18 protein-coding genes are annotated in these 17,243 nt (G+C 39.0%); 6 read left to right on the top strand and 12 right to left on the bottom strand.

Features of this window, described 5'->3' with window-relative positions:
* The first annotated feature begins 17 nt into the window (after positions 1-17).
* Both F8R90_RS11240 and F8R90_RS11235 read left to right on the top strand, forming a co-directional pair.
* Positions 18-392 carry a hypothetical protein gene (locus F8R90_RS11240; protein WP_196510806.1) on the top strand — a complete coding sequence of 125 codons (375 nt, stop codon included), beginning with the start codon at positions 18-20 and terminating at the stop codon, positions 390-392.
* A gap of 266 nt (positions 393-658) precedes the next feature.
* Positions 659-1,540 (top strand): hypothetical protein, encoded by an 882-nt coding sequence (locus F8R90_RS11235; RefSeq protein ID WP_196510805.1) that lies wholly within the window; start codon positions 659-661, stop codon positions 1,538-1,540.
* A gap of 54 nt (positions 1,541-1,594) precedes the next feature.
* Here F8R90_RS11235 and F8R90_RS11230 read toward each other — a convergent pair whose 3' ends face one another.
* The 8 genes from F8R90_RS11230 to F8R90_RS11195 all read right to left on the bottom strand — a co-directional run bounded on the left by F8R90_RS11230 (position 1,595) and on the right by F8R90_RS11195 (position 11,254).
* Complete coding sequence (locus F8R90_RS11230) at positions 1,595-2,629, bottom strand: Npun_R2821/Npun_R2822 family protein (RefSeq protein WP_196510804.1); 1,035 nt, start codon at positions 2,627-2,629, stop codon at positions 1,595-1,597.
* A gap of 16 nt (positions 2,630-2,645) precedes the next feature.
* Positions 2,646-3,536 carry an Npun_R2821/Npun_R2822 family protein gene (locus F8R90_RS11225; RefSeq protein ID WP_196510803.1) on the bottom strand — a complete coding sequence of 297 codons (891 nt, stop codon included), beginning with the start codon at positions 3,534-3,536 and terminating at the stop codon, positions 2,646-2,648.
* A 3-nt stretch (positions 3,537-3,539) separates the two neighbouring features.
* Positions 3,540-4,520: an Npun_R2821/Npun_R2822 family protein gene (locus F8R90_RS11220; RefSeq protein WP_196510802.1), complete on the bottom strand. Its 981-nt coding sequence runs from the start codon at positions 4,518-4,520 to the stop codon at positions 3,540-3,542.
* Positions 4,521-4,523: 3 nt separating this feature from the next.
* Positions 4,524-5,483 (bottom strand): glycosyltransferase family 10 domain-containing protein, encoded by a 960-nt coding sequence (locus F8R90_RS11215; protein ID WP_196510801.1) that lies wholly within the window; start codon positions 5,481-5,483, stop codon positions 4,524-4,526.
* Positions 5,484-5,545: 62 nt separating this feature from the next.
* Positions 5,546-6,757: a glycosyltransferase gene (locus F8R90_RS11210; RefSeq protein WP_196510800.1), complete on the bottom strand. Its 1,212-nt coding sequence runs from the start codon at positions 6,755-6,757 to the stop codon at positions 5,546-5,548.
* A 4-nt stretch (positions 6,758-6,761) separates the two neighbouring features.
* Positions 6,762-9,011, bottom strand: coding sequence for an ABC transporter ATP-binding protein (locus F8R90_RS11205; protein WP_196510799.1), 2,250 nt, complete (start codon positions 9,009-9,011; stop codon positions 6,762-6,764).
* Between the two features lie 219 nt (positions 9,012-9,230).
* Positions 9,231-10,394, bottom strand: a complete 1,164-nt coding sequence (locus tag F8R90_RS11200) for a glycosyltransferase family 4 protein (protein WP_196510798.1) — start codon at positions 10,392-10,394, stop codon at positions 9,231-9,233.
* Positions 10,395-10,411: 17 nt separating this feature from the next.
* A complete protein-coding gene (locus tag F8R90_RS11195; protein ID WP_196510797.1) occupies positions 10,412-11,254 on the bottom strand; it encodes a putative nucleotide-diphospho-sugar transferase in 843 nt (280 codons plus the stop codon).
* Positions 11,255-11,664: 410 nt separating this feature from the next.
* Here F8R90_RS11195 and gloB point away from each other — a divergent pair, with 410 nt between their 5' ends.
* The 3 genes from gloB to dnaB all read left to right on the top strand — a co-directional run bounded on the left by gloB (position 11,665) and on the right by dnaB (position 14,494).
* Positions 11,665-12,438 (top strand): hydroxyacylglutathione hydrolase, encoded by a 774-nt coding sequence (gene gloB / locus F8R90_RS11190; RefSeq protein ID WP_196510796.1) that lies wholly within the window; start codon positions 11,665-11,667, stop codon positions 12,436-12,438.
* Positions 12,439-12,607: 169 nt separating this feature from the next.
* A complete protein-coding gene (gene rplI, locus F8R90_RS11185) occupies positions 12,608-13,066 on the top strand; it encodes a 50S ribosomal protein L9 (protein ID WP_190896305.1) in 459 nt (152 codons plus the stop codon).
* Positions 13,067-13,150: 84 nt separating this feature from the next.
* Entirely contained in the window at positions 13,151-14,494 is a 1,344-nt protein-coding gene (gene dnaB, locus F8R90_RS11180) for a replicative DNA helicase (protein ID WP_196510795.1), read from the top strand.
* A gap of 75 nt (positions 14,495-14,569) precedes the next feature.
* Here dnaB and F8R90_RS11175 read toward each other — a convergent pair whose 3' ends face one another.
* Entirely contained in the window at positions 14,570-15,091 is a 522-nt protein-coding gene (locus F8R90_RS11175) for an FKBP-type peptidyl-prolyl cis-trans isomerase (protein WP_196510794.1), read from the bottom strand.
* A gap of 78 nt (positions 15,092-15,169) precedes the next feature.
* Entirely contained in the window at positions 15,170-15,493 is a 324-nt protein-coding gene (locus F8R90_RS11170) for a phasin family protein (protein WP_190896299.1), read from the bottom strand.
* A 206-nt stretch (positions 15,494-15,699) separates the two neighbouring features.
* Here F8R90_RS11170 and F8R90_RS11165 point away from each other — a divergent pair, with 206 nt between their 5' ends.
* Positions 15,700-15,936, top strand: coding sequence for a TIGR03792 family protein (locus F8R90_RS11165; protein WP_442946744.1), 237 nt, complete (start codon positions 15,700-15,702; stop codon positions 15,934-15,936).
* Between the two features lie 346 nt (positions 15,937-16,282).
* Here the strand turns inward: F8R90_RS11165 and F8R90_RS11160 are convergent, their stop codons facing one another.
* Positions 16,283-16,693: a 2TM domain-containing protein gene (locus F8R90_RS11160; RefSeq protein WP_196510793.1), complete on the bottom strand. Its 411-nt coding sequence runs from the start codon at positions 16,691-16,693 to the stop codon at positions 16,283-16,285.
* Between the two features lie 238 nt (positions 16,694-16,931).
* Positions 16,932-17,243 (bottom strand): transposase (locus tag F8R90_RS11155; protein ID WP_196510792.1); only part of this gene is annotated, 312 nt, incomplete at its 5' end.

The following is a 17,243-nucleotide window of genomic DNA, read 5'->3' as shown; positions in this document are numbered from 1 at the left end:
ATAAATCAGGAGTTTTCATGTACTATTTTCCTCTTCAACCACCTTATTTCCTATTACTTGTTGGCTTTCTCACAGCATTAACATCTGGTTTGGCATTATCTGGCACTTTGAAAGTAATTGTGCAGAAATGGCCGAGCGAACGCACAGAAAATACTAAACCACGTTCCTCACTGAAACAATTATTTGTGCCATTTATTGGCATAACCGGCGGTACTTGTCTATTTCTATCTTCAGGGTTAGCAATATTTGGCTTTCCCTCCTCTTTAGCTTTAGGAGTCGGTTTACCAATTAGTCTGTTTACTTGTTTATTAGTTTGGTTGCAGTTGGGAAGTATGATGACTTTTATAGAACGCGAAGGTATGCAATCTTTAGATTTAGATTCTTTTTCTTAGATAGCAAGACATCTCACCAACATATAAATTGCCATAAATACTCACCGCTAGCAATGATGTTCCACTAAAAATGAGATTATTAGCTAGTGGTGAATACTTATTTTTTACCAAAATTGTTATAACTCCAAGATTTAATTGCGTTAAAATTACGTATAAATATTGAAATTTGCATCCGCAGGAACTCTGCTAAAGGGATAGTAACTATAAATCAAAATATACTCGACTTTGTTCAGGATTTTATTTACTTAGAAGGAGTGTAAAACACTATGATTCAAGACAAAAACGGATTTTGTTTTTGTACTTTAGCATGTGGTAAAAACTATCGTGATCTTGCATTGTTATTAGCAAAAGATATAGAGAAATATTCGCCTAACACTTCTTTTGTTATTTTAACTGATTATCCTAGCGACTTTAGCCAACAGCCTAACGTTTTAGCATTTAAGCATAGACAACAAAGTATTAAGTTTTATCACGATAAAAGATTTGTAATAGCCAAGGGTTTATCTCTATTTAATTCATGCATATTCATTGATGCAGATATGCGAATATTGGCACCAGTTCCCCAATATCCGAAATGGATTTCAACACCAGGAATAACGGCAAGGGGTTGTGAAAATATGCCTAAAAAGTATGCTAAAGTTTTAGCTGGCAATCCTGATGCCAAACTTTTGAAAGAGTTTAAAGTGGCTAAAAAGGCTGCTTCAAAGTTAAATCTAGAACTAGAAAATGAACATCTTAACTTTGTTTATGAATATTTATTTGCAGTTACAAAAGACTCTGGAAAGGAAATAGAATTCCTTAAACAGTGGGAAATTCTCGCATCTTATTGTGAGTTAAATGGGCTGTATGACTCCGAAGGAAATGCAATAGGTTTAGCTGCTGCTAAAGCAGGTTTACCAGTTAGATGGAGTGCAATGGAGGGTATATCTTTCTTTAAGAATAGAATAGAATTCGTCAGAATCAAAAAGGGAGAGTCGAAGATGGAGGATATGGCAATATATTTTGAGCAACAAAGAAAGCTAGAATACCCCAAACGCTTCATTTGGCAGAAAACTATACTTAAAATCAATAAATTTATTAAGTATTTATATAATTTACTGCGTTTAAGAATTTTAACTTTGAAAAACTTTGATTTTTATTACCGATAAGTGGGCAATATATAAGCTACAAATTAAACACTATTTAAGTCTAATTTTGCTTAATTATTTAGTAATCCTATCCTTTAAATTACGATAGTTAAGCTTAATATTGTTGACTTTTTGATTGAAAAAACTTGTAGTAGTTTTTTGTAGACGCATTAATGGACTCTGACGCTTAAAGCTTTTGGGTCTTTGTTCTGGCGACTTTAAAAACCTATAATGCAAAAATACATCTCGATATGGAATATTAACATCTTCACCAGCGCAAACTTGAGTAAAGTTTGATGAACTTATACTCATGTAGTGCAAATATGTTAATCTCCGCCCTTGGTCGTAGAGGATATTATCTACCACATCAAATTGAGAACTCCAGTGGTTACCAGTTGCCTGTTCGCAGTCATGAAAAGCAAAGTTATAATAGGAAATTCCACTTCTCAACACCATATAGTTAAATAAAGATTGGTCAGGTGCCAAAAAAGCCATAACATCTGCTTCACCTGCTGTTAATTTGTTGAGGAAGTCAGCTCTTATAGCTGTAGAAAAAATATTTTTCTTAGTGGCAAACCAACCAGCACAAAATACTTTATCTTGCAAGTTTTCTGAGTTGAAAATTTCCTGCATCTGCTCTGGGGAGCCATCAAAAATAAATTTTAATTCAGACTTATATTGGAAATCGTTGACTACCCAATCATAAGTATCTAATTTTTCATATACATAATCTATTGGCCCCATTAACAAGGTATCTGCATCAAAATAAATAAATCTATCAAAGGGACCATCCACAGCACAAAATTTGCGGTGCATAGGTAGCTCATATAGTTCCGGGAAGCCCCACTCTCGCCAAGTTTTTTGTGCTCTAGGATAATTTTTCCATATTTGCGTGGCAAAGTTATCCCAGTAAGCTATGGAATCAGAGTCTTCAAATAAGGTGACATTATCTCTAGATACAAGCTCTGCCTTTACCTTTTCTAACCGCTGATTATATGGAAGTATACAAATCGGAATTTTCCTACCTGCATTAGCTTCTATACTATTGAGCAATGCAACTAGTTGGTCATAGACAACATCATTCGCTAGGATGTAAATGCCATCAATCATTAGAATACTCCTAATATTAAATGCGGGCAGCAACAAAGGGAAATAAACGGCGAGTTAGTTTGGGGATGAAGGCTAATTTACCCTCATGGAGATAGCGATAGTGTTCCCACAATTGCCAATAGGGACTACCAGTTTTAATCCGCGTACCAGCCCAGTGGAGATATTTTAGTCGTTGTCCTCGGTCATAGAGGGCGTAGTCTCGCTGTTGGAAATTTTGCGAACCTGCCCAACTACCAGGCCCTCCCCCAGGAATTTTGACGAGATTTCCACGTTGGGAAATTAGTTTGAGAACAAGATAATTCAAAATGGGTTGGTCTGTAACTCCTTCAGAAAAATCAAAATATTCTCGATGTGCAGCACATTCGCGCAAAGCTTCATCCATCTGTTGTTCGGTAATAGTTCCTTTTCTAGAAGCCCAAAAACCGCTATTGAAAACATCTTGAAGTTGGGCATCCGAAAAAATTTGCTGCTCTTTCACTAATGGGGAAAAGATATTTCGCAGCTTGTCATTGGCATGATGGTAATCACAACAGAAGAAATCGACTTCTGAAAGCTTGTCTAAATTGTCGGCGATTTTTTCAAAAACGACAATATCAGTATCAATATAAATAAACTCATCTAAAGGGCCAAACCACGCTACCAGTTTACGCATTTTATTGGGTAAGGCGAGAAAATCTCTATCAAAGATTTCTCCGATGCGTTTGGTAAATTTATCAACAAGTTCTAAATCTGGGAAAATTTGTACCTTATGTAAGGTAGCAAGCTGTTCTGCTACCTTGTGGTAACTATCATTAAAAGGTATGAGATAAATAGTGACTTCTGGGTCAGAGTAACGGATACTATTGAGTAAAGCAATAGCATTATCAATAACCCGATCATTGGCAACAATATAAATTCCCCGACTCATAAATTATCCTTGGTTAATTAACTTAAATTTTCGCAATGCTCTTGTAAATAAATTTGGTAGTGGAGCGTCATTATAGTTCTTCGGGGGATTTTTAAAGACTGGACGCTTTTCTGGTTCGTGTAGGTAACGATAGTAGAGAAATAAATCTCGATAAGGAAACTCAATATTCTCTCCAGCACAGACTGCTTGATTGATATTAGGAGGAATACCAATGTAATGAAGGTAAGTTAGCCGATTACCTTTGTCATAAAGAAGATGTTCTTGTTCCACAAAGTGCTTTGATGTGGCAGAACATCCTGTTTTTTGATTATCTGGTAGTTGTTGAGCAAAGTTATAAATAGAAAGATTAGACCTCATTACCATATAGTTGATAAGTGGTTGCTCACCAGCACCGTCATACAAAATTTCTGATTCACCATTTTGTAAATTCGATACCAGCCAATCTCTTTGTTCTGAGTTAAATATTCCCCGCTTTGCTCCATAGAAGCCTGAGCAAAATATTTCGGAATCAATACGTTTTTGGTCGAAAAGTTCTAGTAATTTGGGAGAATTAACATTGTATATTTTACTAACGTCTTTAAATTGGAAATCGTAGACAACAAAATCATAACTATCTAGCTTTTCAAACACTGTTGCTAGTGAGTTCATCACCAAGGTGTCTGCATCTAAATAGATAAACTTATCGAAGGGCCCATCAAAGGCACAAAAACGACGGTGAGCGCCATATAATCGGAATTTACTACGATTCAATCGTTCTGGTGCTGCTGAGAGCATAAATTGATCCCAGCGGTTGATTGATTCCTGATCATCGTAAAGAAATACATTAGGACGTTTAGCTATTTCGTCGGCAATTCGCTGTGTCTGATCATCAAAAGGATAGATACAAACAGGAGTTTCTGGGCCCAAAATCACATCAATACTGTTGAGCAAGGCCACCAGTTGATCGAAAACATAATCATTGCCAAGGGTACAAATACCATTCATAATTTATGAGTGTTGATCAACAAAATTTGATAACCAGTTAAGCAAGTTTAATTTGTGTAAGATAATTTGACGTGCTTCTGCGATCGCATCCTTAGCCTGATACCAAGCATCAGGTGTAGCTGTCACTTCTCGGATGTAGGCAATGCCTTTTTCATCTAAACTGGGCAACCGCAAAAAACTACCCGGTGGCAATAATTTATCAGCAGCCGGGCCGCCATAGTAAATTGGCAGACACCAAGCAAGCAAACTATCCCAAAGTTTCTCACTTACATACCAATTATTGTCAGCATAATTTTCAATTGCCAAATTGTAATAGTATGGTGCCATCCCATACCATTTGTTACCTAGTTCTCCCGACTTTTTCGCCCATTCTGGTAGATTACGTCCATATAAATCAAATTTCATGCCACTAGATTGCAGTGATTGCAAAAAGTCTAAACGCTGACGATGTTTAGCAGTGCGGCTAATTCCTGAAGTAATCCAACTACATGGGGCAACCTTTTGAGGAGGTGGCATTTCATTTAAATCCTGAAATGAATTTGAGTGATACCAAATAGCAGGCATATAGTCAGGAGTGGGGGCAAAATCATCGGGGCCAGAAATGTAGCCGGAATACTTCTGGGCTTGTTGGTAATTATGATTAGTTATTTCGACAATTTCATCTAAAGGCGGTTCTCTTAGTAAATAAATAATCCGCTCTTTACTTACACCACGCAGTAGAGAATCAACATTGACTACTGATTTTTGCTGGCGTTTGCGAAAACTATCTAACCAAGATTTTTTTGGCGATGCTTGGGGAAAATCAAATTGATACATCAGCAGAAAATCTGGTTTAGCTGCCAGTGCCTGCATTTGCATATTTCCCCAAACTCCAAATTGATTCGGAGTTTGTTGCCATAGCCAATCGGCTCTGGTTTCTAAACCTCGATAGCTGCTAATCATTCCTACAGTTTTAATAGTCATTTTATTTATTAGTCAGTTATTCTTTTTCATGAGTTATTTGCCCTAATCTCACTCATTTTTCCTTACACAATCAGTTGGGGAAGCAGAGATTCATCAACATAACTGAGGATTTTTGCCGCTCGATTTTCCCAAGAAAACTGCTTGACAAAATCGATGCTATCTGGATAACCTTCTATCTTTCTAGGATGAGTTTCTAAAACCCGCTTTAGACATTCGGCAAATTTGCTGGAGTTATCTGGCTCACACCAAGCAGCGATCGCTTGAGTATCTTGAAACTCAACTAATGAAGGAATTTCCGTCGAGACAATGGGAGTTCCAGAGGCGAAGTAATCAAACAGCTTTAAGGGAGATGTGAAAGTTGCCGCTTTTCCTGAGCAATGAGGGTGAGCTAAAACATCGGCTGCTTGTAGCAAAGATGCTAACTCATTATGTAAGACATAGCCCAAAAATTTAATATTATGAACCTGTTTTTCTTTTACCAATTGCTGATAATATTCGACTTCTGTTGGCTTACCACCTGCACAAGCAAATTGCACATTAGGCATTTCATTAGCCACATCAATTAGTACATCAATACCTTTAAATTGCTGTAGCGCTCCCGCATAAACTACCAATTTTTGACTTTCATCTTGCAATAGTTTTTGACGCCATTCTGCCGCTTTTTCTGGTTGTCTCTCCATAAACAAGCGATTAAAACCATTGTGCAGCGTAATTACTTTTTCTGGTGGCATCCCATTTTTAATCATGCTTTCGCGGATTGTATTTACAACGGTGACAGCAATTTGCAACAGCGGATTTGTAACTATTTCTGGTTCAAATGGCTTGTCTTCGTGGTGATGGTGTTCGTAAATTGCCGGAACGCCATTTTTAATGGCAGCTTTGACAAAATTCCAGTTGCGACTGTGGACAAGTTTAGTAGTTGGAAGTATGTGAAATGGTAAATAATATTTGCTGGCAATGGTGTTAGAGTCAGTAAATTTGCTCCGAAAATGGTCAATTGGCCAAGGCATCGGTAAGGGAGCAACTTTTAATTTGTCATGGAGGTTGTAATATTTAACAAGTTCCGTTGGCGTTTGTCTCGGTTGAAAAGGACGAGCTAGATTGACTGGGTTAATCGCTTTTGCTCCTTTGTCAGGGTATACCAAAACGGTTGAGTATCCCAAGTTTGCGGCGGCGTTAGCTGCATTTGTAGACTGCACTAGGTGAGCTTCTGGCTGTGGCAACTCTTCACCGATGAAAAAAATGTAGTGTTTTTTTAAAGCTGGATTTTTCATAAATTTAGATATTAATGCTATTCTCAAACTTTTCTAAATTATCGAGCAGATATATAGCAGATTCATAACTTTCAGTAATTAATCCATTTTGTTCTTCTGTGGTGGATATCGAGTTATCAGCTAGAAAGCGGAGAGAGCTAAGTATGAGGTTAAGAGAAGTCCGAAACTCAACGGCGATATGATTAAAGGTTTGATAATGGTTACTGATAACATTTTGATTTTGGTCACAACTTGAGAGAATCTGCCCCTTGATTTGTAAGTTAATAACATCCTCAAAAACATCAATAGTATTGAGAATTCTCCAAGCTGATTTATAAGAGTCTTCAATTAATTCGTGCCGTTCTTGGGAATCGTCTACTAAATCATCAAGTAATAAGCGTAGGAACCCAATCATTGAGTTCAACTGCGTCCGAATTTCGTGAGAGATGCGGAGCAAGCTTTGATTGTGTTTGGTAGCAGTTTCAGGACGTTCTGCAAATTGCATTGAGTACAAACGTGAGTAGTAACCACCCTTTTGTAAAAGTTCTTCATGGGTTCCCACTTCTACCACCTGTCCTTGATCTAACACAGCTATTTGATTGGCTTTTTGGACTGTGGAAAGGCGGTGAGCAATTACTAGGGTGGTGCGATCGCGACTCAAATCATCGAGTGCAGCTTGTACTAAGCGTTCGGAAACAGTATCTAAAGCGCTGGTGGCTTCATCTAAAATAAGAATTTCGGGATTTTGGAGGAGAGCGCGGGCGATCGCTAATCTTTGCCTTTGTCCACCAGATAACATCACACCGCGATCGCCAATTAAGGTGTCAAATCCTTGAGGCAATTTGCTAATAAACTCATAGGCATTTGCCCGCTTGGCTGCTGTGAAAATTTCATCTTCAGTAGCTTCTGCTCGCCCATAGGCGATGTTATTCTGCACCGAGTCATTAAAAAGAAAGGTATCTTGACTGACGATTCCCATCCGTTTTCGGAGGGATACGAGATCGAACTCCCGCAAATCGGTGCCGTCAATGGTAATATTGCCAGCGATCGGATCATAGAATCTGGGCAAAAGGTCTGCCAAAGTGGATTTACCAGCACCAGAACCACCTACTAATGCTAAAGTTGTGCCACGCGGTAAATATAAATTCACATCTTTGAGTACCAACTTTTCATGACCAGGGTAGGCAAAGCAAAGAGAATTAAAAGACACTCCCTCTTCTAATTTTGTGTAGGGAAGCTTACCTTTCTCCATAAATGGCTTATCGTGCAGACTTAAAAACTCATTCGTCACATCCACACTGGCGGCGGTACTAGCAAAGTTACTGCGAATAGTATTTAACTGAGAAATTAATGGCAGCACTCGCAGCAGTACTAATAAATATGTCAAAAGTACGGTAGAAAGAGAAGAAACTTGGTCAGCAAAGAAGGTTTTGCTTAAAATTACAATTAGCAGTAAAGCTGTAATACCCATCACCTCACTCAGAGGTGTAATTGCTTCCGAATTAACCTGAGATTGGAAATCAGCTAACTCGCGATCGCGAATTAATTTTTTAATCCGTCGATATTCTTTTTCTTCATTTCCCGTTGCCTTTACCAGCCGAATTCCATTTAGGGTTTCCAGTACAGAGATTGAATATGCTCTAGACATTTCACTAAGCTGCTTCCCAAAATTTCTAGACCGGGAAATGGCATACTGATTTACTAACGTCACCAACGACAGCAAAAGCGTAGCAGCAATCGTCAACTGCCAAGAAATTGACAGCAATAAACCGACAAAAACCAAAATTGTGATTCCCAGGATAACTATCCTGACTGTACTACCTATAGAACTTGCAGCCCGGCCAATTTCTCCACCAAGACGGTTGATTAAATCACCAACCTTCGTTTTGGCATAATAATCTATATCAATTTCTAGTAATAGTTTTAACCCGGTTTCGCGCATATCTGAGGTCAGCTTTCGAGTTAAAGAACTCGATGCTAAGGCGCTGGCATAAGTAGCTAAATTCTTTAAAATAATTGTAAATATAATTGCCCCAGCCATGACTCCTATCCGGTAAGCTTCTGGAGTATTGTCAAAGGGGGATATCATCGTTTTTAGAATGGGAGGAGCAGTACTTAAATCTACTTCTTGCCCCACAATTTTTAAAACCACTGGCACAATTAAAGCTGTGCTGATCCCATTAAATAAAGCTCCAGAAAATCCTAACAATATTGTCAGCAGAATCAAACCTGGATAGGGTTTAGCGAATCTTAGTAGTAGTTTTCTGGTAGACATTGGGTATTTTTATGCCACTTTTACTTATTAATATAATTCACACATTAGTTGCTAAATTAGCTAATCATAAAATAAATCAAACTAAATAATCTTCATCTCTCAACTCCGTTAAAACACAGTTACACCTACAACACCATTTGCAAGATAGAATACTAGAATCGATTTGGCACAATAAGGGAATGAAAATCTCTTTTTCAATGCCTAATGCCCAATTAAGATTCACAACCGAGAAATTACCGACTTAAGCACAGAAGCCATAGCTTCTATACTATAGTGTTCCACACATCTTTCTCTTGCTTTGATACCTTGCTGGTTTGCTAACTCTAAATTTTGAAAAACCAATTGAATTTGTTCAGCAATCTGTTCAGGACAAGCAGGCTCGACTAAATAACCAGTATCGCCTAAAATTTTAGGAATATCTCCAACACGTGTTGATAATACAGGTTTAGCCATTGCCATTCCATCTGTCAACTTCAGCGGAAATTGAGCACGAGTTTCTGGGGTATCTCGCTGCGGAACAACTACAATGTGAGCCGCTGCTACTAAATCAGGCATAACATCAGCTGGATACTTTGGTAATTTGATAATCCAGCGTCCCCACTTTTGTTGAAGTTGCTGATCATAATCATCATAAGGACTACCACCTACAATCACTAGTCTTAAGTCAGGCTGATTAATTTTATCGAGCGCCATGAGAACATCTTCTAGACCTTTATACGGTCTTGGCGCACCAGGAAACATTAAAATACGATATTCAGATAAACCATAACGATTTCTGCTGGACTCAGCATCATATCGAGCGGGATCAAATAAAGAAGTATCCTTACCATTGGGTACAAATATACCGCCAAAACGCTGCTGCAAAAATTTAGTATGCACCGTCACAGCATCAGCGCTATTTACCAAACCTTCCATCCATTTCACATACAAAGGATGATAAGGATTCCTGAGTGCGCCGTCTGGTTTCAACAATTCCCTAGCTAATTGTTTAGGTGTGGGACGATAATGCCAGTCATCACCACCATACCAACTGAGTTCCCAATCATCTATATCTAAAATTAACGGCTTTCGGCTAAATATTTTATTTAGTAGGGCAACTCCAAAACTAGCTATTTGTGGTTTTATAGCATAAATTATATCTCCATCAATTTTTGGGATAAATTTGCTGACTTCTCCAAAAAAATCTGGGAAATTTTTGCCCGGTAAACTATAAACGTTTAATTCTGATGGTAAATTTCGATATAAGTTATCTCCAAATAAAAACCCCATAATTTCAACTTCATATTCTAAACTTCTTAGGGCTATTGCTATCAAGTATGCACGCAAAATAGCTGCACTTGACAAATCTGAAACCAACAGCGATATTTTGGAAAGATTTTTCACTATTTTTATAGTTATTTTTATTTAGTGCGCCAAGGATTTGTAACTTGATTCGGTAAAAATACTTTAGCAAATCTGTCAAAAATTCTTGTATATAAGGAACGACTAATATTCTTAGCATACTGAGGCCGATAAGGATAAGTACAGTGAAGGACTTTAATTTGATCCTGAATATTATAAGCATCCTGCCACTTACTGAGATAATTATAAGTAGGTGGCAGTATTTTCATATGAGGGCGTACAGATGCGATCGCAGAAGCAAAAGCTCCTTGATCTTTTAAGAGTAATTTCTCTTGGTTATTTTTGACAATTTCAAAATAACGTTGAAATTCTTCAAAAAATATCTTGGTTACTTCTGTTTTCCGAAAAGCCATAAAACCGCCATTATACTGCACACTATCTTCTTTTAATGGTAACCCCACTGATTGCAAAATTGGCAAAACATTTGGCAAAAGGTCTTCTTGTTTACCACGTAATAAGTTTGTAGCCTTGACAATAGAAGGTTGCACATCTTCAGTTAGCAAAAAGTCATATTCATCTAAATAATCAAAGACATCATTGATATCCGAAAGTAAACAAATATCTGAATCTAGATAAATCGTTTTATCAAACTCAGAAGCTGCATATAGAGCTAACTTTGCTTGCCGTGATGCTAAAACAGTATTTTCATTTGCAGGTGCTGGCTTTAAAATTACATTTTTGAATGCCTTAAGCAGGGGATAAAGAATTATTGGAACTTGGTCAATTAAAATAATGATTGGCTCTTGATGAAACTTCCTAACTGCGGCTAAAAAATGAATACAATCTTGAAAAGAGTAAAGCCCAGTTAAAATTGTAATAAATCCTTTAGTTTGTGTTGACATAAATTAAAATAGCAATTGTTGTTTACTTGGGAAATTAGATTTATATTTATTTTCATAAAATCTTACTCTAGTTTGAGTTATAGCCAAATCTGATAGAGTAGAGATAAGCAAAATATGAACTTAACAATTTCTTATTTTTAAGTAAATAAATAATAAAATTAATTTAACTTTGTATTTGTAGCTATTCCCAGAGAAAATTCACTGATAAATTCATCTGAAGTTGACTTGATTTAAGTATAATTACCGTGTAAGCACGGTTGTGTAATATCATGGTTAATACTGCAATATAGCTATAATAAACAAAGTATGAACACTTGATATAGCTTGTGGAGGTAGCATCATTATTCACTGGAATGTAAGATTGTTACTCAATACAAAACATTTATTATGTTGTAAGGGAGGCGCAGGTAATGCAGGTAATCCGTCTGGAAGCACTCTCAGACAACTATATATTCTTGTTGCATGATGACAAACAAAATATCGCCGCTGTTGTCGATCCAGCGGAGTCTCAACCAGTATTAAAGAAACTGGCAGAATTAAAAGCTGAGTTAGTAGCAATTTTTAACACGCACCACCATAATGATCATGTGGGTGGTAATAAGCAATTAATAGAAAAATTCCCCCAACTGATAATTTACGGAGGAGCCGAGGATCGTGGTAGAATTCCCGGTCAACAGGTGTTTTTACAACAAGGCGATCGCGTCCAGTTTGCAGACCGCATAGCTGAAGTTCTCTTCGTTCCCGGACATACCCGCGCTCACATCGTTTACTACTTTCCCCCGGAAAAAGCTGGTGAGACAGGCGATTTATTTTGCGGCGATACCTTATTTTCTGGCGGTTGCGGTCGCTTGTTTGAAGGAACACCTAGCCAGATGGTGAACTCTTTAAGCAAACTGCGCTCTCTACCCGATGATACACGCGTCTGGTGCGCCCACGAATACACCTTAAAAAATCTGCAATTTGCCCTAACCGTGGATGGCGACAACGCCGACTTACAAAGACGTTTCAATGAAGTAAAAGCTTACCGTAGTCGAGGAGAAGCTACAATCCCCTCGCTGCTAGGAGTGGAGAAGCAAACTAATCCCTTTTTACGTTGGGATCAGCAATCATTACAATTAACTGTTAAAAGTAGCGATGCAGTCCAAACCTTTGCGCGGATACGGCAAATGAGAAATAACTTTTAGGCATTGAGCATTCCCTATCAATTTTCTAGCGCTAATAGTTGCGATCGCACCCTTCCTTTCGCTACGATCTGTAAGCTTTAGGGTATAGGCAAAGAAGCTTGGAATACAGCATTGACATTATGAGCTATCCTACCCAAACCCGAATTAATCAGATTTTACAGGAAAAACGATGGCGAAACGCGTACAGTTAGTTTTAAATCAGGATATCAGCAAGCTGGGAAAATCTGGCGACTTAGTGGAAGTAGCTCCTGGCTACGCTCGTAATTATCTGATTCCCCAGAAATTGGCAACTAATGCCACTCCTGGTATTCTCAAGCAAGTAGAACGCCGTCGTGAGCAAGAGCGTCAACGGCAATTAGAACTTAGACAACAAGCTCTTGAGCAAAAAGAATCTTTAGAAAAAGTTGGCAGCTTGACAATTGCCAAGCCAGTTGGTGAAAACGAAGCAATTTTCGGTACTATCACCACCCAAGATGTTGCAGATGCAATTAAGGCAGCCACCGGTCAAGAAATCGATCGGCGTGGAATTACCATCCCCGATATTAACCACCTTGGTACTTATCAAGCTGAAATCAAGCTGTATTTGGAAGTAACGGCACAAGTCGATATTCAAGTCGTCGCTAGCTAGGAGACAGCAGGCTAACTTTTGTACAGACGCGATTAATCACGTCTGTACTCCTAACTAGCTTTCATCTCAAAACTAAAATCGTTTATGGCTGAAGAACTGAGTTTTCAAGGCGATGGTAGCAATCGCCTCCCACCACAAAATATTGAGGCGGAAGAAGCGATTTTGGGTGGTATTTTACTAGATCCAGAAGCGATTAGTCGAGTTAGTGATCGTCTCCTTCCCGAAGCTTTTTACATTAGCGCTCACAAAGATATTTATCAAGCAGCTGTGAGGCTCCACGCCCAAGGTAAACCTACAGATTTACTCTCAGTCACAAGTTGGCTGACTGACCATGAAATGCTAGTCCGCATTGGTGGCAGGAATAAATTAGCAACTCTGGTAGACCGTACAGTGTCAGCCGTGAACATCGATGCCCTCGCAGGGTTAGTGATGGAAAAATACCTGCGGCGACAGTTAATTAAGGCTGGCAATGAAATTGTACATCTTGGTTACGAGACAGAAACCGAGTTACCAACTGTTTTAGATCAGGCAGAACAGAAAGTATTCGGCGTAACTCAAGAACGTCCTCAATCGGGTTTAGTTCACATTTCTGATACTCTAATTAATAATTTCCAGGATATTGAGGATCGAAATCAAGGCATCGCCTTACCTGGTATTCCCTGCGGATTTTACGATTTAGATGCTATGACCAGCGGCTTTCAGCGTTCTGATTTGATTATTGTCGCTGGTAGGCCATCAATGGGAAAAACAGCATTTTGCTTGAACCTTGCTCATAACATCGCTGCTTCTTATAAATTGCCAGTTGCTGTTTTCAGCTTGGAAATGTCAAAAGAGCAATTGACGCAACGACTATTAGCTAGCGAAGCGCAAATTGAAAGTAGTTATTTGCGAACTGGTCGCCTCAGTCAAACACAGTGGGAACCTTTAAGTCGTGCTATTGGTATCCTTTCCGAGATGCCAATTTATATTGACGACACGCCGAATATTACAGTTACACAAATGCGTAGTCAGGCAAGAAGACTGCAAGCGGAAGTTGGAACTGAATTAGGATTAATTGTAATAGATTACTTGCAATTGATGGAAGGAGGAGGCGATAATCGCGTTCAAGAATTATCAAAAATTACACGTCAACTCAAAGGTTTAGCGCGTGAATTGTCTGTACCAGTTATTGCTTTATCTCAGTTGAGCCGAGGGGTGGAAGCACGTACTAACAAGCGTCCAATGTTATCTGATTTGAGAGAAAGTGGAAGTATTGAACAAGATGCGGATTTAGTAATAATGTTGTACCGCGATGAATATTATTCTCCTGATACTCCCGATCGCGGCATTGCAGAAGTGATTATAGCTAAACATCGCAACGGGCCTACAGGTACTGCAAAACTTTTGTTCAATCCACAGTTTACTAAGTTTCAAAATTTAAAAATTTAGCCATTGAATTGGGGACTGGGAACTGGGGGAGTGCGAGAAACCAATGCCCAATCCCCAATGCCCAATCTCTATTCCCTACTTAACTCCCAACAATTCCACATCAAACAGCAGAGTTGCGTTGGGTGGAATCACGCCACCAGCACCACGAGCGCCATAGCCTAACTCAGAAGGGATGATTAACTGACGACGACCGCCTACTTTCATAGTGCTAAGTCCTTCATCCCAACCTTTGATTACCTGTCCAACGCCAATTTTAAAGCTGAAGGGTTGGCCGCGATCGCGTGAACTATCAAACTTAGTACCATTTTCTAGAGTGCCGACATAGTGAACTTCAACCGTTTGTCCAGGTTGAGGAGTCGCACCAGTCCCCTCTTTTAACTCGACATACTTCAATCCAGAGGGGGTAGTTACGGCATTAGCATCAGACATAGTATTGCTCGCAATTAGAGTATTATTTTCAGTTACAGTTGTGGACGCTGGCGGCGTTTGCGTTAACTGGGCAGCAATGGCAGTATTCTGTTTACTGCCTACTTGCCCCACAATCAACAGCACAACGCATGCCAGCATGAACGCCACGCTGAGGAAAATTGGTTTCAAAATCAGTTCTCCTTACTTAGGTATCCTGGCAAAAAGATTACCAACAGGACACAATTAGTTTAAATCAGAAAGGACATCCTAACGCCAAAGCTTATTTTCCAAATCGCGCAATTGACGCTCTAAACGATCAATTCTACCGCGCAGTTCGTCCACTTCCGACTGACGAGCTACCCCTAAATCTTGCATCATATTTCGCATTTGCCGTTGCATTTGGACATCGAAGTTTCCTTGCTCCGACTTTAACTGCTGGGCAATATCATCTATAACTGCCTTGGCTTGCTCAGGATTGAGCTTGCCGTCTTTAACTAAATCATCGCTGACTTGGCGTAGTTTTTCTGCTACTAAAGACGTTGTGCCAAGACCCACCATCATTAGCTGTTGCAACCAGTTGTTGCTGTCCATACTCCCTTCCTCTTACTTGTTTCAAAGCAGCCGATCCTTGCTCCTGAGTGTAGGCAATCAAGCTATGCTAAAAGCGTAGCTTGATTGCCTACATCTCTATTTTGGCAAATTAGCAAACACAGAGATCACAGGGTGTGCTTATAGAACGACTCAAGTTTAAGGTTGCCCCAAATTTAAGGGAAAATTTTATCTAAAAGGACACACAAATTTGGACAATAGCGCTGGCTGAATATCCTAAATTTCTCGGTAAAAAGGTTTGGATAAGCCCCAATGACCACACAGAAGTTATCCTCATCATTCGTTGGGCGACACTGGAGCAGTTGAAAGCCTTGCCCCAAGCAGATTTGCCGACTATTGAAGACAAATTCATCCAACTACTAGGAGAATCCTCTCCAATAGTGGAGTCAGCAGAGTATCAAGTACGGAAATTTCTCCATTTCTAGGTGAAAGATCACTCCCACTAGGGAAGCACAGCATAAATCCACCTACCATCTAAATTAACAAGGCTTGGGGCTTAACAAGGGGCAAAATCCCCTTGTTAAAGGTAGGCAAACTTCCGCCACAGTGACTAGTGAAGCGATCGTCCCAAAAAATTATAGGAATCCAACTTCAGTTTTGCAAAGTATACTGAAAACCAAAACCTGATTTGGCAAGCTTTCAGTCAGCTTGGCTTTTCAAAAGCAAAATGGGATTCCCACAGCATAAAATTAGTTAGAGCTTAGATAAATTCATTGCTTTCAAAAGTTAAAGCATCTTCTTCGCATCTCCATTCTTAAAAGTAAGGAGAAGTTAAATTTTTGCACGCCATTTCTGAAAGGCTATCTCGTAATTCTCTGATTTAGTCTGATAAACACTCCACCAATGAAAAAATAGTCCTAATCCCCATCCTAATACTGGGAAGATAGCCCAAAAATAACTAGGACTAGTTATTAAATTCAAGAGAATGAGAAAGGAATTTACCGCTAGGAAGGAAATAAATTGTGTCCAAAAGGCTTTGCGTCGGAAAGTATTAAATGTGCGCCGCGAACGTTCCTCTTCTTGTTGAGCTAACCACTTTTTTTCAGTTGTTTCTAAAATATCAGAAGAAATGCCTAACTCAGATGCCATTTCTACAAGCTGTTCTCGTGAAAATTCACCTTCTTGTTTACGAGTGAGTGCTATTTGAAGGATTTTTTGCACATCTTCTGAATCGTAAGTCATTTTAGTTACCTTATAAGTTTGTGTGTAAATGCGCTTTTGATTTCACAAAGTTTTCGATAGGCTTCGTTTAATTCAGTTAGCGAACGTCTCCACATTTTGCACCCAACACTTAGTGACATTCACAACCTTATTATTTTCTCACAATCAATTTAGGGCTACTGTATTTGTCAATACCTCTATATTATTTTTATGGCATTAAGCCAAACATTATCTGAAAGTTAAATGCTAGGGCGTGTCATCAATTGAGCCAAATAACAGAAGCAGCTAGATAAATTGCACCCAGAAAGTTGGTAGCGCGTTTATCGTAGCGCGTTGCAATCCCTCGATACTGCTTGAGTTTTGCAAAGAAGTTTTCAATTAGGTGACGGGCTTTGTACAAATCTTGGTCGTAGTCACGAGGGTTATTACGGTTACGCTTGGGGGGAATCACTGCGGTTTTACCTTGTGCCTGAAGCCGCTCAATGACTCGCTCATCCGCATCATAGCCTTTATCTGCTAAAACTGTGTCAGCAACAATGTTGGGTAGCAGTTGATCGGCTCCATCTAGGTC

Origin of the sequence: Nostoc sp. NZL (assembly GCF_015714705.1) — a bacterium.
Lineage (GTDB): Bacteria > Cyanobacteriota > Cyanobacteriia > Cyanobacteriales > Nostocaceae > Nostoc > Nostoc foliaceum_A.
This window is presented reverse-complemented; position numbering and strand designations above follow the sequence as displayed.